Annotated in this window: 16 protein-coding genes; 6 read left to right on the top strand and 10 right to left on the bottom strand. The window is 66.4% G+C overall.

From position 1 onward, the window contains the following. Positions 1-364: 364 nt before the first annotated feature. From N5D91_RS08710 to N5D91_RS08665, 10 genes are all read right to left on the bottom strand, one after another. Positions 365-790 carry a DUF2752 domain-containing protein gene (locus N5D91_RS08710; protein ID WP_006473646.1) on the bottom strand — a complete coding sequence of 142 codons (426 nt, stop codon included), beginning with the start codon at positions 788-790 and terminating at the stop codon, positions 365-367. A 43-nt stretch (positions 791-833) separates the two neighbouring features. Next, the gene (locus N5D91_RS08705; RefSeq protein WP_032127177.1) at positions 834-1,112 is read right to left on the bottom strand and encodes a CD225/dispanin family protein; all 279 of its coding nucleotides are present in this window, start codon (positions 1,110-1,112) and stop codon (positions 834-836) included. Positions 1,113-1,146: 34 nt separating this feature from the next. Further along, positions 1,147-1,434: a CD225/dispanin family protein gene (locus tag N5D91_RS08700; RefSeq protein ID WP_110713959.1), complete on the bottom strand. Its 288-nt coding sequence runs from the start codon at positions 1,432-1,434 to the stop codon at positions 1,147-1,149. Between the two features lie 182 nt (positions 1,435-1,616). Next, a complete protein-coding gene (locus tag N5D91_RS08695; protein WP_110713958.1) occupies positions 1,617-3,506 on the bottom strand; it encodes an MFS transporter in 1,890 nt (629 codons plus the stop codon). 139 nt (positions 3,507-3,645) lie between these two features. After that, positions 3,646-4,440: an SDR family oxidoreductase gene (locus N5D91_RS08690; protein ID WP_180854039.1), complete on the bottom strand. Its 795-nt coding sequence runs from the start codon at positions 4,438-4,440 to the stop codon at positions 3,646-3,648. A 141-nt stretch (positions 4,441-4,581) separates the two neighbouring features. After that, positions 4,582-6,759, bottom strand: coding sequence for a YccS family putative transporter (gene yccS / locus N5D91_RS08685; protein ID WP_180854038.1), 2,178 nt, complete (start codon positions 6,757-6,759; stop codon positions 4,582-4,584). 162 nt (positions 6,760-6,921) lie between these two features. Beyond that, positions 6,922-8,979 carry a TonB-dependent receptor gene (locus N5D91_RS08680; protein ID WP_180854037.1) on the bottom strand — a complete coding sequence of 686 codons (2,058 nt, stop codon included), beginning with the start codon at positions 8,977-8,979 and terminating at the stop codon, positions 6,922-6,924. Between the two features lie 415 nt (positions 8,980-9,394). Then, positions 9,395-12,517, bottom strand: coding sequence for an efflux RND transporter permease subunit (locus tag N5D91_RS08675; RefSeq protein ID WP_180854036.1), 3,123 nt, complete (start codon positions 12,515-12,517; stop codon positions 9,395-9,397). Between the two features lie 31 nt (positions 12,518-12,548). After that, positions 12,549-15,782, bottom strand: a complete 3,234-nt coding sequence (locus N5D91_RS08670) for an efflux RND transporter permease subunit (RefSeq protein WP_180854035.1) — start codon at positions 15,780-15,782, stop codon at positions 12,549-12,551. A gap of 74 nt (positions 15,783-15,856) precedes the next feature. Beyond that, positions 15,857-17,101, bottom strand: a complete 1,245-nt coding sequence (locus N5D91_RS08665) for an efflux RND transporter periplasmic adaptor subunit (protein ID WP_164162722.1) — start codon at positions 17,099-17,101, stop codon at positions 15,857-15,859. Positions 17,102-17,287: 186 nt separating this feature from the next. On the opposite strand from N5D91_RS08665, the gene N5D91_RS08660 reads away from it, so the two are divergent. From N5D91_RS08660 to N5D91_RS08635, 6 genes are all read left to right on the top strand, one after another. Continuing rightward, positions 17,288-18,607, top strand: coding sequence for a M20 family metallopeptidase (locus N5D91_RS08660; protein ID WP_110714390.1), 1,320 nt, complete (start codon positions 17,288-17,290; stop codon positions 18,605-18,607). A 382-nt stretch (positions 18,608-18,989) separates the two neighbouring features. Next, positions 18,990-19,808, top strand: a complete 819-nt coding sequence (gene queF / locus N5D91_RS08655; protein WP_153854675.1) for an NADPH-dependent 7-cyano-7-deazaguanine reductase QueF — start codon at positions 18,990-18,992, stop codon at positions 19,806-19,808. Between the two features lie 219 nt (positions 19,809-20,027). After that, positions 20,028-20,321, top strand: a complete 294-nt coding sequence (locus N5D91_RS08650) for a LysM peptidoglycan-binding domain-containing protein (RefSeq protein WP_005419771.1) — start codon at positions 20,028-20,030, stop codon at positions 20,319-20,321. A 45-nt stretch (positions 20,322-20,366) separates the two neighbouring features. Further along, a complete protein-coding gene (locus N5D91_RS08645; RefSeq protein WP_032130280.1) occupies positions 20,367-20,879 on the top strand; it encodes a hypothetical protein in 513 nt (170 codons plus the stop codon). 162 nt (positions 20,880-21,041) lie between these two features. Beyond that, complete coding sequence (locus N5D91_RS08640; protein ID WP_134951482.1) at positions 21,042-21,272, top strand: hypothetical protein; 231 nt, start codon at positions 21,042-21,044, stop codon at positions 21,270-21,272. Between the two features lie 806 nt (positions 21,273-22,078). Continuing rightward, positions 22,079-24,301: an NADP-dependent isocitrate dehydrogenase gene (locus N5D91_RS08635; protein WP_153854674.1), complete on the top strand. Its 2,223-nt coding sequence runs from the start codon at positions 22,079-22,081 to the stop codon at positions 24,299-24,301. Positions 24,302-24,459 lie beyond the last annotated feature (158 nt).

Raw genomic sequence — 24,459 nt, 5'->3', positions numbered from 1 at the left:
GCCTCGGGCCCATGGCGCCAACGGTCCTGCAGCCCCACACCGCCCCACCCCCGACAGATTCCCGCGGCTGTTGGTAGGTGTCGACCTTGGTCGACACGGTAGATCCACGCCATGCGTGGATGCAGAGCGAAGCGATCCGCTTCCGCTTTTGATCTTCTCTTTCTTTTCCGTGGTGGACGCACACGGAAACTGTTCGTGGCCGGGTGGGGGGGCTGTGCAGGGGCGTGAGCCGCATGGATGCGGCGACCGAGCTTACATGGACGTACTTGCAGCGCCCCCTGCGCAGCCCACCCACCCGGCCACCCCCAAGGCTTCTACCTTCAAACGCCGCCCACCACGAGGGGCTGCGCCGTTGGCTGGAAACCTAGATCGGTGCCAGTGCGGTGAACGGTGCCCACGGCAGGTTGCGCAGCAGCGCATACCCGGGCAGCACCCAGAGCCAGAACACGGGATTGGCCAGCACCCGCATCAGCGGGTCGAGCACACGCGGGCGGATGCCGGCGATGTTCAGCAGCATCAACAACAGGAACGGCAGGCTGATGACCAGCAGCGGGTTCATCGCCATCGCGCCGGGCAGGTCGAAGTGGACCAGGGAATACAGGCAGCGCGTGCTGCCACAGCCCGGGCAGTACAGGCCGGTCAGCGCGTACAGCGGGCAGCTCGGCAGGGGATTGCCGGCGACATACGGATTGACGTTGCGCAGCACCACCGTGGCACCCACGGCCAGGCCGGCGGAAACCAGCAGCGGTGCCCAGCGGGCGAGTCGGGAACGAGCGGGAAGCGCGGACATGCAACAACGGATCCGGCGCAGGCGCCGGATCCGTCCAGGCGTATCAGTAGTTGCCGTTGCTCATCGCGCCCATGCCGCCGAGCACAACGAAGAACAGCACGTACAGCACGACCAGCACGACCCAGGCGATGGCCGACCACATGGCCCACTTCTTGGCCTTGGCGGCGGAGTCCTGGGCGCCGGCGATGTCGCCGGCCGCCAGCTTGCCGTTGACCTGGGCGGCGTAGACGATCGACACGATGCCGGCCGGCAGGCAGCAGAACAGGGTGGTCAGGATCGCCCAGACCAGGTTGTTCGGGACCTGCGGAGTAGCAGTATTCATGGGTTCAAGCTCCTTGATGGGTGGTGGTGGTGAATCATTGGTCGGAAAGAGCGCCCAGTACGGCCAAGCCGCCGAACAGCCCGAACCACAACAGCAACAGGACCGGCAGGGCCACGGCCGAAGCCGCCGCCCACCAGCCCGCCTTGCGCGACGCACTGTAGGCCCCCGGAAGATCGCCGGCCGCGCGGCGGCCATCGACCTGGGAGGCATAGACGATCGACACCACGCCCAACGGCAGGCAGCAGAACAGCGTCGTCAGGATCGCCCAGACCAGATGGTTGGGGATGTAGACCGGACGGCTGAGCGGTGGTGGTTGATTCAAAGCGAGACTCCATTCCTTGGTGGCCGGCCATGATGAATCGGCCGGACCTCCCCCCTGTGGGTGCGTAATCTACCGCAACCTGCGTTGCATGTATGCGTTTACAGTCACGACATGTCGCGTACGCCAGTGAACGGTGACGTATGCGGGGGAGATTGCCGGACCCGCCTGGCGGGCCGATTCCGTCAGGCGTGATCGCCGCGCAGGGCCCGCACCTGGGCCTCCAGTACCGGGGCGCTGGTGCTGTGGCCATCCACGGCCGGTGCCGCTACAACCTCGACGGTGGCACGGAAACGGCGCGGCACACGCATGCGACCCAGGCGGCTGTCGCGCCGGCTCCACATGCTCGACCACATGCCACGCAGGGCCATCGGCACCACCGGTACCGGCCGCCGTTCGAGGATCTTCTCGACGCCGGACTTGAACGGTGCCATCGCGCCATCCTTGGTCAGCGCGCCTTCCGGGAAGATGCAGACCAGCTCGCCTTCGGCCAGCGCGGCGTCGATCTCGTCGAACGCGCGCTGCATCAGTGCCGGGTCTTCACGCGCGCCGGCGATCGGGATCGCCTTGGCGGTGCGGAAGATCCAGCGCATCACCGGGATGTTGAAGATCCGGTAGTACATGACGAAGCGCACCGGGCGCGGAATCGTCGCCGACAGGATCAGTGCGTCCATGTAGCTGACATGGTTGCAGACCAGCAGCGCGGCGCCCTCGTCGGGCACGTTGGCCTCGATGCCGTGCGGGCGCAGCCGGTACAGGGTGCGCACCATCAGCCAGCTGAGGAAGCGCATCAGGAATTCGGGGACGATGGTGAAGATGTAGATCGCCACCAGCGCGTTGGCGATGGCCAGCGCCAGGAACTGCTGCGGGATGCTCCAGTGCAGCAGTTTGTGCGCGGCCAGTGACAACAGGGCTGCGCCGACGATGAAGCCGGAGTTCTGGATGTTCAGCGCCGCGAACACGCGCGACATCTGCGCCTTCGGCGTGCGGCTCTGGATCAGCGCGAACAGTGGCACCACGAAGATGCCGGTGAACAGGCCGATACCGATCAGGTCGATGACGATGCGGATGCTGCCGGGCTGCTGCAGGAAGGTGCCGATGGTCAGCCCGTGCACCGTCGCCTCGCCGCTGCGGGCGAAGTACAGGTCGAGCAGGAACGCGGTCATGCCGAATGCACCCAGCGGCACCAGGCCGATTTCCACTGTGCGCGCCGACAGCTTCTCGCACAGCAGCGAGCCGATGCCGGTGCCGACCGAGAACAGGGCCAGCGCAAAGATGTACAGGATCGGCTCACCGCCGAGGTTGGTCACCGCATAGGCCGGCAGCTGTGAGGTCAGCACGGTGCCGACGAACCAGAACCAGGACACGCCCAGGATCGAGTTGCGCACGGCCTTCTGCTGGCGTGCCATGCGCAGCACCGCCAGCGATTCGGGCAACGGGTTCCAGTTGATCTTCAGGGTGGGATCGCCGGCATCGACCTTGGGAATCAGGCGGGCGGCGATGTTGCCGCAGATCGCCAGGCCGATGATCGCGCAGGCCGCCACCACCGTACCGTGGCTGCCGGCCACGGTGAACACCAGGCCGCCGACGATCATGCCGGACAGGATCGACATCGAGGTGCCCATTTCAACCAGACCGTTGCCACCGGTCAGCTCTTCGGGCTTGAGCACCGACGGCAGCACCGAGTACTTCACCGGGCCGAACAGGGTCGACTGCATGCCGGTGCAGAACAGGGCGACCAGCAGCACCGGCAGGCTCTGTGTAAGGAAGCCGGTGGCCGCAAGCGACATGATCACGATCTCCATGGTGGTGGTGATCACGATCAGCCGCGATTTTTCCAGTTTGTCGGCGATCTGCCCGGCCAGCGCCGAGAACAGGAAATACGGCAGGATGAAGATGGCCGGCGCCAGCGTGGCATACAGCCCCAGTTCTTCTTCCGGCACGGCCATGAACAGCAACATGCTGATGATCGCCTGCCGGTACACGTTGTCGTTGAACGCACCGAGCGCCTGGACCACGAAGAACGGCAGGAAACGGCGCTGGCGCAGCAGGGCGAACTGGTTGTGACCGGACATGGAGCCTCCTTGACCGGCGCAGCCTAGCATTCCTGCCTATCCGCCGGGACCATGGCGGGATGCATCCACGCATGGCGTGGATCTACTGAAGCCCCACAACTGTGGGTGCGGACCGTTGGTCCGCACACCTTGATAGGTCTCAGACGATATCGTCGACCACGCCGCCATCCACGCGCAGCGCCGCACCCGAGGTCGCCGAGGCCTGCGGCGAGGCCAGATACACCACCATGTTGGCCACTTCCTCGACCGTGGCGGTGCGCTGGATCACCGAAGACGGCCGGTGTGCCATCACGAACTCGCGGCCGATCTGCTCCAGTGGCTTGCCGCTGCGCTGGCGTTCATCTTCGAACATCGCCGCGAAACCGTCGGACAGGGTCGGGCCGGGCAACACCGCGTTGACGGTGACGCCGCTGCCGGCCACGCGCTTGGCCAGGCCGCGCGACAGCGACAGCTGCGCGGTCTTGCTGACACCGTAGTGGATCATGTCGGCCGGAATGTTGCGTGCCGATTCGGACGAGATGAACAGGACGCGACCCCAGCCGGCATCGACCATGGCCGGCAACAGTGCCCGCGACAGGCGCACGCCGGACATCACGTTGGTCTGCCAGTAACGTTCCCAGGTCGCGTCTTCGGTCTCGAAGAAGTCCTCGGGGCCGAAAATGCCGGCGTTGTTGACCAGGATGTCGACCTTGGGCAGGCCTGCCAGCAGCGTGTCGACGCCGGCCGCATCGGAGAGGTCGGCGGCCACGCCGAGCACGTCGGCACCCGGAACGGCGTCGAGCAGGCGCTGGCGGGCGCGTTCGACGCTGTCGGTGCTGCGGCCGTTGAGAATGATCCGCGCGCCCGCGTTGGCCAGGCCCTGGGCAATCGCCAGGCCGATGCCGGCGGTGGAGGCGGTGACCAGCGCGGTACGGCCGGAGAGTTCAATCTTCATGGGGAATCCGGGGGAGCAGGGATCGCCCAGTATCCGCGCGGGAACGTGATCGGGGCGCATCGCCATACGCAACACACGGTTGCACGCGGTGCAGTAGATCCACGCCATGCGTGGATGGAATGTCCGACCAGCGATGAGGGATCAGGTCAGGCTGGTCACCGCCTCATTCGCCGCCGCCCGCACCTTCGGCAGCATCCGCAGCACCAGCGCCATCTGCGTGCGGATCAGCTGCAGCTTCGGCGGCATCGCCTCGTCGATCTGTTCCAGTTCGGCCGCCACCGCGCGATCAGCGTCGTTGTCGTCCTCGCTGACCGGTTGCCGAGCGCTCAGGGCCGTCGCCAGCTGCTGCAGCGCCTTGCGCACGCGCTCACCGGCAGCCAGCGCCAGCGGATCGCCGGCGTAGCTGTCCACCTGGTCGCGGTGCGCACCCAGCGCCGACAGGTGCCCGAGCAGTGTGTTGGACAGCGCCAGGAAGTGGAAGCCGGCATCCAGATTGCGGCGCACATGGCCGGGTTCACGCAGCATGTTCGACAGCGCGGTGGACAGCGCGGCGTCGGCGTTGTGCATGTCGCGCCGGGCGATGCGGTAGGCCAGATCGTCACGCATGCCGCTGCGGTACTGGCCCAGCACCGAATCCAGATAGCGCGCGGCGGTGTCCAGCACCCGCGCCAGCACAAGATGCAGCTGCCGGCCCTGCCAGTCGGGCAGGATCAGGAAGGCGGCCGCGGCGGCGATCGCACAACCCAGCAGCGTATCGACCATGCGCGGCACGATCAGCACGAAGCCGTCGCCGATCAGGTTGAAGCAGGTCAGGGCCATCACCGTGATCGCCGCCGACGCCACCAGGTAGCGGTCGGTGCGGGTGAAGAAGAACAGCAGCGCCGACAGCAGCGCGATCAGCAGCTGTACGTGCAGCTGTGGGAACAGCTGCAGCAGTGCCCAGGTCAGCACCAGGCCGGCCACGGTGCCGACGATGCGTTGTGCAAGGCGCTGGCGGGTCGCGCCGAAGTTGGGGCGGCACACGAACACGATGGTCAGCAGCACCCACGAGCCGTTCTGTGCATTGAACAAGCGGATTGCCGCGAAGCCGGCGATCAGCGCCAATGCCATGCGCAGGCCGTGCCGGAACAGCACCGAGCCGGGCGTGAGCTGCTGGCGGATGCGCACGCCCATCTCGCGCAGGGTATGCGGGTTGCTGTCACGCAGGCGGGTGTCGACGTTGTCGAGGCTGGCTTCGGAGCGCTCCGCGTCCAGCAGGCGGCGTTCGATGCTGCGCAGGTTGTGCACCAGCAGGTCCAGCGAGCCCAGCAGGCGCTGCCATTGCGGCCGCTGCTGGTCGCGCAGGTAGGCCAGTGCATCGGCCAGGTCGCGCCCGGCCTGCTGGTTGCTTTCGCCGTACACGAATGGACGGCGCAGGCGGATCGCCTCGCCCAGCCGTGCGCAGGCCTGCCCCTGCAGGTCGAGCAGGCGCTGGCAGCGGTACAGCACATCGCTGTGGAAGAAGGCATCGACCAGCGCGCCGTACGGGTAGTGCGAGGAGCTGGCGCGCTCGTGGAAATCCTGTGCCATGTAATAGAGGCGCAGGTACAGGCCGGAGTTCACGCCGGGGCGGCCGGAGCGGCCGAAGCGCGCCAGGATCGCGGTTTTGGCTTCATTCAATGCACCGACCACGCGGCGGTTCTGCTCGGCCAGGTCCAGCTGGCGCCGCTGCAGGTCGGCCTCGCGCACCGGCTCGAACAGCGCGGCCTTCAGCTGCAGGTAGCGGCCCAGTTCAACGTACAGTCGCGCCACGCGTTCGCGCACCGGACGGTTGGCGAACAGTGCGGTCCACAGGATCGACAGCAGGCCGTACCAGACCGCACCGGCCAGTAGGTGGCTGACCGCGTCCAGCGCGCTGTGCAGGTCGCTGGCGCCATGCTGCTCCAGCCCGATCATGGTGTAGATCGCCAGCGTCACCGTGGCCTGGGCAATGGACGCATAGCGCTCGCCGAGCGCGCCGAGCAGGGTCAGGCCGAAGGTGGACAGCGCCAGCGCGCCGATGAAGATCCACGGCCACGGGAACAGCCAGATCACCGAGGCTGCCGCGATGCAGAAACACAGCAGCGACAGCGCCACGGCCTTGGTCCGGCCCCACCAGTTGTCGTCGGTCTCGGCGATGGCGCTGGCGATGATGCCCAGGAACACGCCGGGCAGGGCCGTAAGCGCATCCAGCTGCCAGCACACCGCCAGCGCTGCGGTCAGGGCGATGAACACCCGCAGGCCGTAACTGGCCTTCTCGTGGGCCCACAGGCGGCTGAGACGGGATTCGCGGGCGGGCATGCAGGCTCGGTGGAAGGGTCTCCCACCATTATTGCGGGTACGGGGTGAAGGGGACAGCCCGCGAGGGAATACCCGGTAGTGCCGGCCGCTGGCCGGCTCTCATGCGCCCGGACGGAGGTGCGAGGAGCCGGCCGGCGGCCGGCACTACCGGTTTGCCGGGCATTACATGTCGAACCGCACGCTCACCGCGAACGTGCGCGGCAGGCCGGCGCCGGCGTTGGACCAGTACCTGCGGTTGGCCAGGTTCTCGACGCTGGCACGCAGGGTCACCGGATGGCCGGACGCCAGCAGGCGATAGCCGATGCCTGCATTCACCAGCGTGTAGTCAGGCAGCTTCAGGGTGTTGTCGGCGTCGTACCAGACACCGCCGTAATAGCGCACGGCGGCATAGGTTTCCAAGCCGTCTACCCACGGCAGCTGGTAGGTGGCGTGCAGTACGCCGCTCCAGCGCGCAGCACCGGCGGTGCGGTTGCCTTCCTGTGCGGCACTGCCCGGGGACAGCTTGTCGTAGGTCGGATCCAGCCAGGTCACGCCGCCGCCGACGGTCAGTGCATCGTTGAGGTGCAGGTCGGCACTGGCTTCAATGCCTTCGTACAGCGTGATGCCGTCCTGCACCAGGCGCTTGCCGGCCGGCGTGAGCTCATCGATGTTGGCACCACGTTCCAGCCGGAACGCGGCCACGTTCGCATTCCAACGCGCCGCTTCGACCTTGGCCCCGATCTCGTACTGCTTGCTGATGGTGGGATCGAGCACGTCACCGGCGTTGATGTAGCTGTTGCCTACGCGGCTGCCCGCTTCGAGCGACTCGATGTAGCTGGCGTAGAGGGTGACCGCCTCGCTGGGCTTGAACATCACGGCGTAGGTCGGGGTGACCGGGTAGGTGTGGTACCGCCCCTTGGTTTCGAAGTCGTTGTAGCGCCAGCCCGCCAGCACCGACCAGCCGCCGCCGAGGTTCACCGTATCGCTTGCGAACACCGCCTGCTGCACCGTCTCGTCGCCGCGGGTCATCACCCGCGAACCAACGGCGTCGTGGCGGATGGCATGGCGCTGGTACAGGTTGGCGCGGCCAATCAGGTTCCACTCGTAGGGGCGGTCCCAGCCCAGTCCGGTCTGGTGGCTGATGCCCGCCACCACCTGATGCTGAAGGGGGCCGGTGCGGAAGCTGCCCTGCAGCATCGCCTGGGCCAGCTTCCACTCGCTCTTGCCACCCAGTTCGTAGACGTTGACGTCGTAGTCGCCGTTGAGATCGTCGATGTAGGCGAAGATCTTGTTGACGTCATTCCACGAGGTGGTGACGCCGTAACTCAGGCTGGCTTTCCAGTCGCTGTTGATCTGCCAGTTCAAGCCGGTCGACAGCAGGCTGGAGCGTGTGTCGTAGTAGGTGCCGGGCACGCTGTTGTCGGTATCTCCGGCGATCGGCCGCGGCAACGAGGTCAGGCCACGGAAGTAGTACTGCGGTGATTCCTCGCGCAGGTCGCGCGACTGGAACACACCGTCGAAGGTCCAGGTGAGCGCATCGCTCAGGCGCGCGTCCAGCGACAGTGCGCCAACCTTGCGATCGACGTGTCCGCCATTGAAGGTCTCGCCTTTTTCCTGGAAGGCGTTGAAGCGGTAGCCGAACATCTGCTCGTTGCCGAAGCGGCCGCCAACGTCGATGCCGCCGCTGACGATGCCCTGTTCGCGCCAGCCCAGCTGGGCGGAGAAGGTGGGCGTGTCCGTCGGCTTCTTGGTGATGTAATTGACGATGCCGCCGGGGGTGCCGAAGCCATACAGGAATCCGCCCGGGCCTTTCAGCAGATCGACCTGTTCCATCACTTCCAGCGGCCATTCGGTGCCCCAGGAAGAGACCTGCAGGCCATTGACCCGGTAGCTGTCGTAGTTCAGCTCCAGACCGCGGTTGCGGATGGGCGAGCTCCAGCCACTGGCATAGGCGCTGACCTGGGTGCTGACCGAAGGGTCGAGCAGGAAGGCTTCGCCCAGCGAGACCACCTGGCGCTGCTCGATCTGCTCGCGGCCAACAGCGGTGATCGCGAACGGAGTGTCGCGCAGGGCGCGGTCGCCCAGTGCGCCGGCGTCGGTATGGGTGCGTTCGGCGGTGACCTTCACCGCATCCAGATCGGTGGCGTTACGGCTGACGGCCGGCGCTTCGGCATGGGCAGCGCAGGCGGCTGACAGGGCGATGGCCAGCAGGGCCAGGCGGGGAGAACGGGAAGGCAGCATCGATGGTGGTCCTCGACGGACGGCCACAGGCCATCCGCCCACGGGTGGGGGAAGGGGCAGTGGCTGGGATCACGCAGGCTGGCCGGAGATGGCAGCGGGGCGCCGCGAAGGGGCGCAGGACCATGGCTGGATGAGAATTGTTCTCTTTTCGTTACCGTGCGTCAAACCCGGAGGCATGCGGACCAACGGTCCGCACCCACCATCCGTGCCCACGGTCCGCACCCACGGTCCGCACCCACGGTCCGCACCCACGGTCCGCACCCACGGTCCGTACCCACGGTCCGTACCCACGGTCCGTACCCACGGTCCGTACCCACGGTAATGCCGGCCGCTGGCCGGCAGATTGGCTGTACGGAGAACGCCGGCCAGCGGCCGGCGCTACCAGTAGATCCACGCCCTGCGTGGATGGGCTCTTCTACGCCCGTTGCGCGCGCTTGAGCAGCTTCGCTTCGCGCTTGCGTGCGCGACGGGCCCGCCAGCGTTCGGCCAGGCACGAGAAGATCACATACAGCGCAGGCGTGCTGAGCAGGGTCAGGCTCTGCGAGAACAGCAGGCCGCCGATCATCGCGATGCCCAGCGGGCGGCGCAGCTCCGACCCTTCGCCCAGGCCGATCGCCAGCGGTACGGCCGCCAGGATCGCCACCATGGTGGTCATCATGATCGGGCGGAAGCGCACGATGCTGGCCTCGCGTGCGGCGTCGCGCGGTGCCAGCCCATGCTCGCGCTGCGCCACCAGCGCGAAATCGATCATCATGATCGCGTTCTTCTTGACGATGCCGATCAACAGCACCAGCGCGATCATCGAGATCACCGACAGCTCGGTGTTGGTGCCGAACAACGCCAGCAGCGCACCGACGCCCGCCGCCGGCAGCGTGGACAGGATGGTGACCGGGTGGATCAGGCTCTCGTAGAGCATGCCCAGCACCAGGTACACGGTCAGGATCGCCGCCAGTACCAGGATCAGCATGTCGCTGGGATCGGAATTGAAGCCGAAGCCCGCATCGTCGGCCAGGCGGATGTCGCCGGGCATGCGCATGCCCGCCACCGTTGCGTCGATGATTGCCTTGGCCTCACCCATGCTCACGTTCGGAGCCAGGTTGTAGCTCAAGTCCATCGTCGTGTACTGGTTTTCGTGGGTGATCTGCGACGGTGCCAAGCCGGGCATCTGGGTGGCCACCGCGGTGATCGGCACCATGTCGCCGTTGCGTGCACGCACATACACTTCATCCAGCGCCGCTGGCGTGGCGGTCTGCGAGGGCAGGGCGTTCACCACTACGCTGTACTGGTTGATGTCCGAATAGATGGTGGAGATCTGGCGCTGGCCGAACGCACCGTACAGCGCGCCGTCGATGGCACCCACGGTGATGCCCAGGCGTGCGGCCTTGGCGCGGTCGATCTGGATGTTCTGGCGCAGGCCGGCGTTGTCCACGTCGGTACCGACATCGCGCAGCTTCGGGTTCTTCTTCAGTTCCGCCTGCAGCTTGGGTAGCCATTCCTGCAGTGCGGCCAGGTCGTTGCCCTGCAGGGAAATGCGGTACTGCGCGCCCTGGCTGGAACCGCCGCCATCGTTGCTGGGCAGGTCCTGGATCGCGCGCAGGCGCAGCTGCAGGTCCGGGTAGCGATCGGCCTTGGCACTGAGTCGCGCCAACGCATGCGCGGTGGTTTCGCGACGGCCGTCGCTGCGCGACTTCAGCTCGATGTTGAACTGTGCGCTGGAGCCCTGGCGGCCGCTGCCCAGGCGCACGCCCACGGTCTTAACTGCCGGGTCGGCCATCAGCATGTCGGTGATGCGGCGCTGGCGGGCGACCATGTCCTCGAAGGAGACGGTGGCGCTGGAGTTGGCGCGGCCCCAGATCAGGCCGGTGTCCTGCGGCGGGAACGCACCCTTCTTCACCGCACCGAACAGGAACACGGTGACGCCGATCAGGATCAGCGGGGTCAGCGACATCAGCAGCGCGTGGCGCAGCGAGAAGTCGAGGAACACGGTGTAGATGCGCAGCATGCGCTCATGGCCGGCATCCAGCCAACGGCCGAAGCGCGACGGCGGCGCGCTGTGGTCGTGCGCACTGAGGAAGCGGCTGCACAGCGCCGGGGTCAGCGTCAGCGACACGATCATCGAGACCACGATGGCCGCGACCAGGGTGACGGTGAATTCGCGGAAGAACGCACCCATCATGCCGCTGGCGAACAGAAGAGGGATGAACACCGCCACCAGCGAGGCGGTGATCGAGACGATGGTGAAGCCGATCTCGCGCGCGCCGGTCAGCGCTGCCTGCATCCGCGGCATGCCTTCGTCGAGGTGGCGCATGATGTTCTCGATCACCACGATCGCATCGTCGACCACGAAGCCGATCGCGATCACCAGCGCCAGCAGGCTCAGGTTGTTCAGGGTGAAACCCATCACGTACATCACCAGCGCGGCACCGGCCAGCGACAGCGGCACGGTCACTGCGGCGATCAGCGTGGGTGCCAGCCGGCGCAGGAACAGCGCCATGGTCAGCACCACCATCGCCAGGCTGATCAGCAGAGTGATCTGCACTTCATGCAGCGACGAGCGGATGGTCGGCGTACGGTCGAAGTACGGTGTCATCGTGGTGCCCGGCTGCAGGTAGTCGCGCAGCGCGGGGATCTGTGCCTTGACCCGGTCCACGGTCTCCACGATGTTGGCGCCGGCGCGGGTGAACACGTACATCACCACCGCCGGCTTGTGGTCGAACCACGCCGCCTGGTAGGCATCCTGCTGGCCGTCGTAGACGTTGGCGATGTCCTTCAGCCGGATCACCCGGCCATCGCCCTGGGTCTTGACCACCAGGTCGGCGAAGTCGGCTGCGCGTGCCACCGAATCGTTGGCGATGATCGCGGTGGTGGTGTTGCCATCGCTGAGGAAGCCGGTGGGCGAGGTCACGTTGGCCGCGCGCACGGCGTTGCGCAGGTCGTCGGCGGTCAGGCCGAGTGCGTTCATCAGGCGCAGGTTGACGTCCACGCGTACCGCCGGCGTCGAAGCACCGGCGATGTCGACCGAGGCGACGCCGCTGATCTGGCGGATGCGCTGCGCCAGCAGCGAGTCGGCGACGTTGTACAGCTCGTCGGCCGACTGCGTCTGCGAGGTCAGCGCGATGGCGATGACCGGGTCATCGTTCGGGTTCGCCTTCTGGTACATCGGCGAGCCCATGCCGGAGGGCAGGTCGGCCTGTGCCGAGTTGATCGCGGTCTGCACGTCCAGTGCCGCCGAATCGATGTTGTGGCCGCTCTGGAAGATCATGAACACCAGCGAGCTGCCTTCCGAGCTCGACGAGCGCATGCGGTCGATGCCCGGCAGCTGGCCGAGATGGCGTTCCAGCGGCGCGGTGACCGTGGAGGCCATGGTGGCCGCGTCCGCGCCGGACTGGCTGGCATGCACGAAGATCACCGGGATCTCGATGTTCGGCAGCGCCGATACGCCCAGGCGCAGGTAGCAGATCAGGCCGACCATGAACAGGCCGATGGCCAGCAGCGCGGTGCCGATCGGGCGGCGGATGAAGGGGCCGGACAGGTTCATCGTGCGGCCCCCCGCAGCAGCGGGGCGTGGATCATGCCTGCGGCTCCTGCAGCGTGCCGTCACGCAGGGCGCGCTGCTCGCGGCGGCGCGCCAGCCACTCGGAGAAGCGCTCCATGTACAGGTAGATCACCGGCGTGGTGTACAGGGTGACCAGCTGCGACAGCAGCAGGCCACCGACGATGGCGATGCCCAGCGGGCGGCGCAGTTCCGAGCCGATGCCAGTGCCCAGCGCCAGCGGCAGTGCACCGAGCATGGCCGCGGCGGTGGTCATCATGATCGGGCGGAAGCGCAGCAGGCAGGCACGACGGATCGCTTCGTGCGCGTTGGCACCAGCGCGGCGCGCCTCGATCGCGAAGTCGACCATCATGATGCCGTTCTTCTTGACGATGCCGATCAACAGCACGATGCCGACGATGCCGTCCACCGACAGGCTCAGCCCGCACAGCATCAGCGCCAGCAGTGCACCGACACCGGCCGGCGGCAGCGTGGAGATGATCGTGATCGGGTGGATGTAGCTCTCGTACAGCACGCCCAGCACGATGTAGATCACCACCAGCGACGCCAGCAGCAGCCACACCACGTCGGTCTGGCTGCCGGTGAACTCGGCGGCCTTGCCGATGAATTCGGCATGCAGGTGGGTGGGCATGTCCAGGCTGTCCTTGGTCTCCTGGATTGCACGCACGGCTTCGGACAGCGAATAGCCCGGCGCCACGTTGAACGACACCGTCACTGCTGGCAGCTGCTGCTGGTGGCTGACCACCAGCGGCGCACTGCTGACCTTGCCTTCGGCCAGGGCCGACAGCGGGATGATGTTGCCGGCGCCGACGGTGATGCCGGTGTTCTGCGCGCCGATGCCAGTGGCGGTCGACGAGTTCGACGAGGTGACCTGGCCGAAGCTGGTGGCGTTGGTACCGGTCAGTGCACCGGCGCCGTTGGAGGCGACGGCCAGCTGTTCCATCAGCGCGGTGCTGGTGCGGAACTCCGGCGCCACTTCCAGTACCACGCGGTACTGGTTGAGCTCGGTGAAGATGGTCGAGATCTGGCGCTGCCCGAACGCATCGTAGAGCGTGTCATCGATGGTCTGCATCGGCACGCCCAGCACGCTGGCCTTGTCGCGGTCGATGTTCAGCTCAAGCGCACGGCCCTGGTTGGACAGGTTGTTGTCGACGTCGGCCAGTTCCGGGCGCTTGCGCAGCGCTTCGGTCAGGCGCGTGGCCTGGGTCGCCACCGTCGCCGAATCCACGTCCGACAGCGAGTACTGGTACTCGGTGGCGGCCACGCGGGTATCCAGGGTCACGTCCTGCACCGGCTTCAGATACAGGGCCACGCCCGGAATACCGGCCACCGCCTTCTGCAGGCGCGGCAGGATCTCGTCCAGGCCATCGCGTTGGCTGCGCTCCTTCAGCACGATCGACAGCTGGCCCTGGTTGAGCGTGGGGTTCATGCTGCCGGCACCGATGAACGCCGACACGCCGGTCACGTCCGGATCATGGCGCAGTGCCTCGGCCACCTGCTTGGTGCGCTGCTCCATCTGCGGGAAGGCGATGTTCTGGTCGGCCTGCACCACGCCGGTGATCAGGCCGGTGTCCTGTTCGGGCAGCAGGCCTTTGGGAATCAGCACGTACAACAGGACAGTCAGCACCAGTGCGCCGCCGGCCACGGCCAGGGTCAGGCGCTGGTGGCCCAGCACCCAGTCCAGGCTGTGCTCGTACAGGCCGACGGTGCGCGTCCACAGGTTCTGCTTGCCGGCCGCTGCCGCGCGCTCATGCGCGTCCTCGCCTTCGGGCAGGGCGTCGGGCTTGAGCAGGTAGGCGCACATCATCGGGGTGAGCGTCAGCGAGATCAGCATCGACAGCACCACGGCGATGCTCAGCACCCACGCGAACTCGTGGAACAGGCGGCCGGTGACGCCGGGCATCAGCAGCAGCGGCAGGAACACCGCCACCAGCGAAACGGTGAGCGACAGCACGGTGAAGCCGATCTGGCGCGCACCGATTTCGGCCGCTTCCTTGCCACTCTTGCCCTGCTCGATGTAACGCACGATGTTCTCGATCATCACGATCGCATCGTCGACCACGAAGCCGGTGGCCACCACCAGCGCCATCAGCGAGAGGTTGTCCAGCGACATGCCAGCAAAGGCCATCACCGCGAAGGTGCCGGCCAGCGACAACGGCACCGCCACCGAGGGAATGATCGTGGCCCACAACCGGCGCAGGAACACGAAGATCACCGCCACCACCAGGCCGATGGTCAGGATCAGGGTGAACTGCACTTCATGCACCGAGGCGCGGATGGTCTCGGTGCGGTCATTGAAGATCTCCAGGTGCACGTCGGCCGGCAGCACGCCCTGCAGCTGCGGCAGGATCGCGCGGATGCGCTCGACGGTCTGCACGATGTTGGCGCCGGGCTGGCGGCGCACTTCCAGCAGCACCGCCGGCTTGCCATCGGCCCAGGCGGCCAGCTGGTCGTTCTCCACGCCATCGATCACCTCGGCCACGTCGGACAACCGCACCGGACGGCCGTTCTTGTAGCTGATGATGGTGTCGCGGTACTCGGCGGCGCTGGCCAGCTGGTCGTTGGTACCGATGCTGTAGGACTGCGTCTTGCCGTTCAACGAACCCTTCGGCGCATTGACGTTGGCCTGGGTCAGCGCGCTGCGCAGCTGTTCCAGGGTCAGGCCCATGTTCGACAGCTGCGCCGGATTGACCTGGATGCGCACGGCCGGGCGCACGTTGCCGGCGATCGAGACCAGGCCCACGCCCTGCACCTGCGACAGGCGCTGGGCCAGGATCGAGTCGGCGTAGTTGTTGACGTCGCGCAGCGGACGCGTATCAGACGTCAGCTTCAGGGTGACGATGGCCGCGTCGGCTGGATTCACCCGGTTGTAGACCGGCTGGTAAGGCAGTGACGAGGGCAGGGTGGCCTGGCGGATCGCCGCCTGCACGTCCTGCGCGGCGATGTCGATGTCGCGGTCCATCGAGAATTGCAGGATGATCGTCGACAGGCCCGCCGACGAGTCGGAGGTCATCAGTTCCAGCCCGGAGATCTGCCCGAACTGGCGCTCCAGCGGCGTGGTGACCAGCGAGGCCATGGTGGTGGCGTTGGCACCCGGATACTGGGTGGTGACCACCAGGCTGGGGGCATCGATTTCCGGCAGCGCCGAGACCGGCAGCTTGCGGTAACCGAGGATGCCGAGCAGCAACAGGCCCGCCATCAGCAGCGAGGTGGCGATCGGGCGGCGGATGAAGATCGTCGAAAAGCCCACGGACTGATCCTTGCTGGCACTTCAATGTCGGCGCCGGCAGGTGTGCCGGCGCGAGGGAGAACTGTGGCCTGCGCTCAGCGCGGGCCACCACCGCGACGGCCACTGCCGCCACCGTTCTTCTGCTCGGCCGCCTTCAGCTCGGCCTCGGTCGGTGCGGCCGGGGTCTCGCCCGGCTTCAGCGCGTTGACCTTGCTGCCCGGCTTCAGGCGGAACTGGCCTTCACTGACCACCCGCTCGCCGCCCTTCAGGCCTTCGGCGATCTGCACCTGGCTGTCGCCCACTTCCACGCCGCTGCGCACGGTCTGCATCTTTACCGTGTTGTCGCCCTGCACGATGTAGACGTACTCGCCGTCCGGGCCACGCAGCACCGCCTGGGTGGGGATGACCACGCCGCCGGCAATCGTGCGCAGCTGCATGCGCACGTTGACGAACTGGCCCGGCCACAGACCGTTGTCGGTGTTGTCGAACAGGGCGCGCGCCTTGAACGTGCCGCTGTCGGCACTGATCAGGTTGTCGACCACATCCAGCTTGCCGTCACCGGACAGCACGTGCGAGTCGGCGCGGTCCAGCGCCGCCACCGGTACCGCGCCGGCGGCCTGCGCCTGGCGCACGTCGCCAAGCTGGCGCTCGGGCAGGTTGAACAGTACGTGGATCGGGTGGATCTGGGTCAGCGTGACCAGCGCGGTGCCGGCATTGACCACGTTGCCAGCATCGACCGCGCGGATGCCGGCGATGCCGGTGATCGGTGCGGTGACCTTGGTGTACTGCAGCTGCACCTGCGCCGAGCGCATGCTGGCCTCGTTCGCTGCGACTGCGCTTTCGTACTGTGCCACTTGGTTTCGCTGTGTATCCAGATCGGTCTTGGCGACGTACTGGCGATACTCCGGCGCGTTCGAGCGCTGGTAGTTGGAGCGCGCGGTGGCCAGCAGCGCTTCGTTCTGGCGCTTGGCCGCGGCGGCCTGGTCGTAACTCGCCTGGGCGGTGCGCGGATCGATCACCGCCAGCACATCACCCTGCTTCACTTCCTGGCCTTCGCGGAAATTCAGGCTCATCAGCTGGCCGCCGACCTGCGGGCTGACCGTAACGGTGTTCATCGCGGTCACCGTGCCCAGTGCGCTGGCATACACCGGCACGTCCTGGCGCGTAGCGTCGACCACGGTGACCGGCACCGGGCCGGCATCCGGATCCTCGCCGCCCTGGCGCGCGCCCGCAGCGGGTTTTCCAGCCTTGTCCTTGCCCCCACCGACGACGCGCAGGCCGACCACGGCCAGCACCAGTACCGCCACGACCAGCAGCACGATCTTCCAAACACGTGACATTACGAGGACTCCAAGAGGGCTGGACCGGGCGGGACCCCGGGGGCAATGCGCAAAGCATACCTGTGCCACATCGCGTTTCCTGCATGACGGATGGGACGGGCGCTAAGACCGGATCCGGCCGGGGAGGTTCCCGTAGCGCCGGTGTTGCCCTACATTCAGCTGGAACCCCTTGCCGTGGAGATCGTGATGCGCCGTTCGCTGCTGCTGTCCGCCCTGCTGCTGGCCCTGCCGGCCCTTGCTCATGCCCAGGACGGGCAGCGCCCGGAGGTGACCGCTGCCGCGCAGCGGTTGCAGGCCAAGGTGGTCGAATGGCGCCGCGACTTCCACCAGCATCCGGAACTGTCCAACCGCGAGGCACGCACCTCGGCCGAGGTCGCCAAGCGGCTGCGTGCGATGGGCCTGAAGCCGAAGACCGGCATCGCCCATCACGGCGTGGTGGCGATCATCGAAGGCGGCAAGCCCGGGCCGAAGATCGCCCTGCGTGCGGACATGGACGCGTTGCCGGTGACCGAACAGACCGGCCTGCCGTTCGCCTCCAAGGCCACCGACCAGTACCGCGGGCAGACCGTGGGCGTGATGCATGCCTGTGGCCATGACGCGCACACCGCCACCCTGCTGGGCGTGGCCGAAGCACTGGTGTCGATGAAGAAGGACCTTCCGGGCCAGGTGATGCTGATCTTCCAGCCTGCCGAAGAGGGTGCACCGCCGCCGGAAGAGGGTGGTGCTGCCCTGATGCTGAAGGAAGGGCTGTTCGCCGACTTCAAGCCGGAAGCCGTATTCGGGCTGCATGTGTTTTCCAGCGTGCAGGCAGGACAGATCGCGGTGCGTGGTGGTCCGCTGATGGCGGCTTCGGATCGTTTCGGCATCAAGGTGATCGGCCGCCAGACGCACGGCTCGGCGCCATGGAACGGTGTTGATCCGATCGTCGCCACCGCCGATCTGGTCGGCACCGCGCAGACCATCGTCAGCCGCCGCGCCAACCTGTCGAAGCAGCCGGCAGTGCTGACCTTCGGCGCGATCAACGGTGGGATTCGTTACAACATCATTCCCGATGAAGTGGAAATGGTCGGCACCATCCGTACTTTTGATGAAGGCATGCGCCAGCAGATCTTCGCCGACCTGCGCAACGTGGCCGAGCACACCGCCGCCGCGCACGGGGCAAAGGCGGTGACCGACATCTACGAATCGGAAGGCAACCCGGCCACGGTGAACGACCCGGCATTGACCGCGAAGATGCTGCCGAGCCTGCAGGCGGTGGTGGGCAAGGACAACGTGTACGAGCCGCCGCTGCAGATGGGCGCGGAGGATTTCTCGCTGTACGCGAAGGAGGTGCCGGGGATGTTCTTCTTCGTGGGTTCGACCAGCGTGGGCATCGACCCGGCGACGGCGCCGGCGAACCATTCGCCGAAGTTCCTGCTGGATGAGAAGGCGCTGGATGTCGGGTTGCGGGCGCTGCTGCAGGTGAGCCTGGATTACTTGAACGGTGCCGGCACTCCTGCGGGCTGAGGGTTTCCGGCAGGGCTTGCAGCCCTGCACCCGACAGGTTCACGCGGCTGTTGGTGGGTGTCGACCTTGGTCGACACGGGCAGACATCCGGAATGTCTGAAGGATTGGCTTTTGATTTTGATTTTTCTGATCTTTCCCGTGGTGGTGGCCGCGTGCAGGGAACTGTCAGGGGCCGGGTGGGTAGGCGGGGCGGGGGTGTCCGCGGCATGGATGCCGCGGCCAAGCCCCCAAGGACGGGTTTACGGCGTCCCCCGACCCGCCTACCCACCCGGCCAAGCCGATAGACCGCCTTCCACCACCAACCAACAAAACCACCACGGAGGGGCTCCGCCGTTGGCCGGCCGGGCCGAAGGCCCGCCCTCCGCGCGATACAATGACCCCCATGAACACCCCACAGGATTCCAGCCTCGGTCGCGAGGTCAGTTACCCGTCGCAGTACGATCCCGGCCTGCTGTTTCCCATCCCCCGCAGCGGTGCCCGCGCCGAGATCGGCCTCGATGACGCCGCGCTGCCGTTCGTCGGCCATGACCGCTGGCATGCCTTCGAGCTGAGCTGGCTCGACCCGCGTGGCAAGCCGCAGGTCGCCGTCGCCACCGTGCAGGTGCCGTGCACCTCGCCGCGGCTGATCGAATCGAAGTCGTTCAAGCTGTACCTGAATTCCCTCAACAGTACCCGCATCGACACTGCCGAAGCGCTGCGCGCGCGCATCATCGCGGACCTGTCGGCCTGCGCCGGTGCGCCGGTCCAGGTCGAGTTCGGCCTGCCGGGCCTGCGCGAGACGCCGCTCGGTGAATCCATCGACGGGCTGGACGTGGAGATCGACTGCTACGGCCCGCCACAGGCGGACTTCCTCGCGGCCGATGCGGGCGAGGTGGTGGAGGAGACCCTGGTCTCGGCGCTGCTGAAGTCCAACTGCCCGGTCACCGGCCAGCCGGACTGGGCCACGGTCAGCCTGCGTTACCGTGGGCCGAAGATCGACCGCGCGGGCCTGCTGCGCTACCTGGTCAGCTACCGCGAGCACGCCGAGTTCCACGAGCAGTGCGTTGAACGGATCTTCAGCGAGGTGTCCGCCCGCTGCCAGCCGCAGTGGCTGGAAGTGGAGGCCCGCTACACCCGCCGTGGTGGCCTGGATATCAATCCCTGGCGTGCCAGCCCCGGCATCGCTGCCCCGGCCGCGACCTACCGCGAACTGCGGCAGTAACCGCCGCAGGCGGTTACGGGTAGTGCCGGCCGCTGGCCGGCAACCGCAGGGAACCCGCATCCAGGACCAGCGCAAGCCGGCCAGCGGCCGGCACTACCGGGCACCGGCTCTCCCGATTGTTCAGCCGCCCCCGGGGGCGGCTTCACATCTGCACCATCCCCATTTAACAACCTCCATGGCACCGTGCGAACCACGTAGTCATGCAGACGGGAGTTGTGGATGAGTACCGAGAAGAAAGCCGATTTCTCCGGTGTCAGTGGCAGTGTCGACAGTACCGCCGAGCAGGTGCCGAAGGCGGACTTCTCCGGCGTCAGCGCCTCGGTGGACAGCACCGCAGACGTTGTCAGCGGCGGCACCTATACCGTGCAGAAGGGTGACTCGCTGTCGAAGATCGCCAAGCAGCATCTGGGCGATGCCAACGCCTGGAAGAAGATCTTCGAAGCCAATCGCGATGTGCTTGATGACCCGGACAAGATTTTCCCGGGCCAGACCCTGAAGCTGCCGCCGAAGTAAGCCGGCCATCGAACGCCGTCCGACAATCCCTGGGAGGAACCCCGAATGATCAAGACCACCCCGCTCCAGACCGCCCTGATCGCCGCCCTGCTGGGCAGCGTTGCCTTGGTAGGTTGCAAGAAGAAAGAAGAGTCGACCGACAGCAACGCCGCTCCGGCAGCGACCGCGCCGGCCGAACCGGCAGCACCTGCACCGATGACCGGCGCACCGCCGCCGATGGCCGAAGCCGCTGCAGTCAGCGTCTCGGCAGTGACCGTCGGCAAGACCGCAGCCGCCGACAAGTCGGTTGCGACGACGGCATTGTTCGCACCGAAGGATGACGTCATCGTCTCGGTCAAGACCGACGGCGCTGCCAACAACGTCACTGTTGGCGCGAAGCTGACCTACCAGGACGGCCAGGTGGCCGGCGAACAGAACGCCACCCTGAACACCAGTGGCGCGGAAACCACCAACGTCACGTTCAAGAATGCAAAGGGCTGGCCGGCCGGCAAGTACCGCGCCGAAGTCACCGTCGATGGCAAGGCGGCCGGAACGCCGCAGGAGTTCGAGGTCAAGTAAGTCCTGCCGACTCTCTCCCGGCAGGGCTCACGATGGACGCAGCCGCGAGGCTGCGTCCTTTTTTATTGGGCGATACTCGGAAGTACTCCGCGGGCCGCCCGTAATGAGATAAAGCTTGTCAACGGGGAAACCTCCCACCGCAGCGGACGGAGTTTCGCGGAGTTGGGCGGAAAGAAGGGCGAGATCAATGTCCTGGATAGATTTGACAAGGGTGTTGTTCCTCATGAAGTGTCACATCTTGGCGGTGTGGATGATCTTTATGACAAGACGACGGGGCTGCCCAATCCTGCACGTGGCGACGGAATCATGAATAGGGTTCCCGGTGTGGTTGACAGCCATACCATCGGTGGAATTGTAGAAGGCGATTCGGCGGTTCAAAAACGGGAGCGTTGAGATGCTTTCACGCATTTTGGTTTTCTTCGCTTTCTTGTGCCCGCTCACTTCGTGGGCCCAGGAATCTAGCCTGTGGAGCTACAGTTGCGACCACTTCCTATATGGCGCTTGTCTGCGCGTGCCAACAGGCATGTCCGTGACCTACGAGGCACCTGTTGACTTCGGCGTGCACCGCGTCAGAAGCGATGATCGGGAAGTCGCCTTGATCTACGAGGGCGATGCCCCCGAAAAGCCTGCGTCAGGAAGCACGCCGGATCTGCGCTTCACGGACGGCGGATATGTCGTGTCGGGGTATGCAAGGGCGGAAGGAGGTTCCACCCGGTACGACGTCTACGTTCGGCCCGGATCGTCTGGCGCCGGTTCGCTGCACATCCGAGGCTCTGCAGCGACGGCTGATGAACTCGCCAGCCTGGCCGCCGTTGTTGGGGGATTCCGCATCTGCAACTTCCAGCAAAGCAAGCGCTCACAGACATTGACCTGTCCAAGGCATGCCGAGTGGGGGCCGCGATTGTCGGAGTGGGTCATGCGTGCCTCAACGAGCGGGAAGTCGAATTAGCCATCAAGCCTCAGCTTCCAGACCGGAAGCGAGCCAGCGGCGCAACACAGTGGTGCAGTACCGTCGCGTATGGCGTGGCTTTGCCCCGCGCGGCTGAAAACGCGACAATGCAGGGGTTTCCCCGCCGCGCGCCCACCCTGACGGCGACGGGGGAAAGCGTGGGGCCCGGCCCCGCGCGCGACACGGTTGCACGTGGCCCGGCGCTGGCGCCGGCCTTCCCCTGAGCATTGCTACAGAGTCCAAGTCCCCCATGTCCAAGATCCTCTACACGCTGACCGACGAAGCACCGTTCCTGGCCACCCAGTCGCTGCTGCCGATCGTTGGTGCCTACACCGCCACTGCCGGCATCGTGGTGGAAACCCGTGACATCTCGCTGTCCGGCCGCATCCTGTCGCTGTTCCCGGAACTGCTCAGCGACGCGCAGAAGGTCAGCGACGACCTGGCCGAGCTGGGCCAGCTGGCGACCACCCCGGACGCCAACATCATCAAGCTGCCGAACATCTCCGCCTCGGTGCCGCAGCTGAAGGCGGCCATCAAGGAACTGCAGGACCAGGGCTATCCGCTGCCGGATTACCCGGAAACCCCGGCTGACGACCAGCAGCGCGACTACAAGGCGCGCTATGACAAGGTCAAGGGCAGCGCGGTGAACCCGGTGCTGCGCGAAGGCAACTCCGACCGCCGCGCACCGCTGTCGGTGAAGAACTATGCGCGCAAGCATCCGCACCGCATGGGCGCCTGGGCGTCGGATTCGAAGTCGCACGTCGCGCACATGGCCGCCGGTGATTTCTACGGCAGCGAAAAGTCGGCCACCCTGGCCAACGCCGGTTCACTGAAGATCACCTTCCACGGCAAGGACGGCAGCACCGTCGTGCTGAAGGAAAAGACCGCAGTGAAGGCGGGTGAGATCGTCGACGCCGCCGTCATGAGCCGCAAGGCACTGGCCGCCTTCATCGGCGAGCAGATCGCCGATGCCAAGGCCCAGGGCGTGCTGTTCTCGCTGCACCTGAAGGCGACCATGATGAAGGTCTCCGATCCGATCATGTTCGGCGTGGCGGTCAACGAGTTCTACAAGGACGTGCTGGCCAAGCATGCCGACGTGCTCAAGCAGGCGGGTTTCGATGCCAACAACGGCATCGGTGACCTGGCTGCGCGCCTGCCGTCGCTGCCTGAAGCCACCCGTGCGGCGATCGAAGCCGACCTGGCTGCCGAGTACGCGCAGCGCCCGGGCGTGGCCATGGTCAACTCGGACAAGGGCATCACCAACCTGCACGTGCCGAGCGACGTGATCGTCGACGCCTCGATGCCGGCGATGATCCGCGACTCCGGCAAGATGTGGAACGCCGAAGGCAAGCTGCAGGACACCAAGGCGGTCATTCCGGACCGCTGCTACGCCGGCGTGTACCAGGCCGTCATCGACGACTGCAAGGCGCACGGCGCCTTCGATCCGGCCACCATGGGTTCGGTGCCGAACGTCGGCCTGATGGCGCAGAAGGCCGAAGAGTACGGCTCGCACGACAAGACTTTCCAGATCGCTGCCGATGGCGTGGTCAAGGTCACCGACGACGCCGGCACCGTGGTGTTCGAGCACGCCGTGGAGGCCGGTGACATCTGGCGCATGTGCCAGACCAAGGACGCGCCGATCCAGGACTGGGTGAAGCTGGCCGTCGAACGCGCCCGCCTGAGCAGCACCCCGGCCGTGTTCTGGCTGGATGCCGCCCGCGCCCACGACGCGCAGGTCATCGCCAAGGTCGAGCAGTACCTGAAGGACCACGACACCAACGGCCTGGACATCCGCATCCTGCCGCCGGTGGAAGCCACCGCGTTCTCGCTGGACCGCATCCGCAAGGGCGAGGACACCATCTCGGTGACCGGCAACGTGCTGCGCGACTACCTGACCGACCTGTTCCCGATCATGGAGCTGGGCACCAGCGCCAAGATGCTGTCGATCGTGCCGCTGATGGCCGGTGGCGGCCTGTTCGAGACCGGTGCTGGTGGTTCGGCTCCGAAGCACGTGCAGCAGTTCGTTGAAGAGGACTACCTGCGTTGGGATTCGCTGGGTGAGTTCCTTGCCCTGGCAGCGTCGCTGGAACACTTGGGCAACCGCTACGACAACGCCGCAGCCCGCGTGCTGGCCAAGGCGCTGGACGAAGCCAACGGCCAGTTCCTGGACAACGACAAGTCGCCGTCGCGCAAGCTGGGTGGCATCGACAACCGCGGCAGCCACTTCTACATCGCGCTGTACTGGGCCCAGGCCCTGGCCGCGCAGAATGAAGATGCTGCACTGAAGGCACGCTTCGCGCCGCTGGCCAAGGCGCTGACCGACAACGAGCAGAAGATCGTTGAAGAACTGATCGCGGTGCAGGGCAAGGCCGTGGACATCGGCGGCTACTACCGCCCGGACGTGGCCAAGGCCAGCAAGGCGATGCGCCCGAGCGCGACCTTCAACGCCGCGCTGGAGCAGCTGCGCGGCTGATCCACTGCCGTTCGGCCGTGACACCGGAACCCGCGCTTCGGCGCGGGTTTCTTTTTTGGCTCTGGGGTCAGATCCCTTTTGCCATGCAAAAGGGATCTGACCCCAGGCGATGAAACCGCGACTTCCGTCGGCTGTCGGAATGCCGTCAAAGGGGCATG

It is taken from the genome of Stenotrophomonas sp. GD03794 (genome assembly GCF_029842145.1).
GTDB lineage: Bacteria > Pseudomonadota > Gammaproteobacteria > Xanthomonadales > Xanthomonadaceae > Stenotrophomonas > Stenotrophomonas riyadhensis.
The sequence above is the reverse complement of the archived record's forward strand: the minus strand, read 5'-3'. Positions and strand labels throughout refer to the sequence as shown.